We start from the raw sequence: 1,051 nt of genomic DNA on the forward strand, positions 1-1,051 counted from the left end.
ACCGATTACTCCCGTGCAGATTTTATGGGTGAACATGATTACTGCTGTTACCTTAGCGTTGGCAATAGCCTTTGAGCCACCTGAAAGTAATGTCATGTTGCGGCCACCACGCAACCCCAAAGAACCACTTCTGACACCATTTTTTTTATGGCGCATTGCTTTTGTGTCATTGATCCTTATGGTTGGAACTTTTGGTTTGTTTAGTTGGCAACAAGCACAAGGTGCAACGATTGAATATGCTCGTACCGTGGCGGTTAATACGTTAGTGATGTTTGAGATATTTTATTTATTTAACTCGCGTTACATCAGTGACTCAGTGTTAAGCAAACAAGGGTTATTAGGTAATCGTTATGCACTGCTCGCTATAGCGTGCTTGCTCTTGTTCCAAGTGGCCTTCACGTACTTTACTCCCATGCAAACATTGTTTGGAACGACAGGCCTAGAATGGGAGACATGGTTAGTCATTACCTTGGTTGCTTCTTCAGTATTATTTTTGGTTGAATTGGAAAAGAATATAGTGAGGAGAATTCGGCCTATCATTTGAATAAATGAAACAAACTGTGAATACTGAATATTTTGTTGATTATTCACTAACTGGAGAGTATTGTGTTCATCCATGACAGAATTAGATACTCGATCCCAGATCCTTATTGCCGCAGAAGAACGTTTTAGCCTGTATGGTTATAACAAGACCACTATGGTGGAAATTGCGAGCGACTGTAATATGTCAGCCGCAAATCTCTATCGGTTTTTTGACAACAAACTCGATATCGGTGCTGGCTTAGCTAATCAATGTTTAGCTGAAAAAGAAAATGAATTAGCAGTGATTGTTGCAGATAATCTAATGACATCTGCTGAAAAACTGCATGCTTTTGTTGTCAATATCCTCCACTATACTTATCGTCGTTTTGATGTTGCACCAAGATTAAGCGAACTCATTGAAGCTATGACCATTCAACGACCTGAAGTCATGAAATCTCATCGCAATAGTACGATCATACTGTTGCGACGGTTACTTGAACAAAGTGTGGATGCAGGTGAATTTGAGTTT

At 39.9% G+C, this 1,051-nt stretch carries 2 protein-coding genes; both read left to right on the top strand.

Annotated features, from left to right (window positions below; all coding sequences use genetic code 11):
* On the top strand, positions 1-544 hold a 544-nt coding region (locus AC3AYF_RS21700; protein WP_487780536.1), incomplete at its 5' end, for a cation transporting ATPase C-terminal domain-containing protein.
* Between the two features lie 72 nt (positions 545-616).
* Positions 617-1,051: TetR/AcrR family transcriptional regulator (locus tag AC3AYF_RS21705; protein WP_487780537.1), on the top strand; the 435-nt coding region annotated here is incomplete at its 3' end.

The sequence above is a fragment of the Salinicola sp. genome (assembly GCF_982684285.1).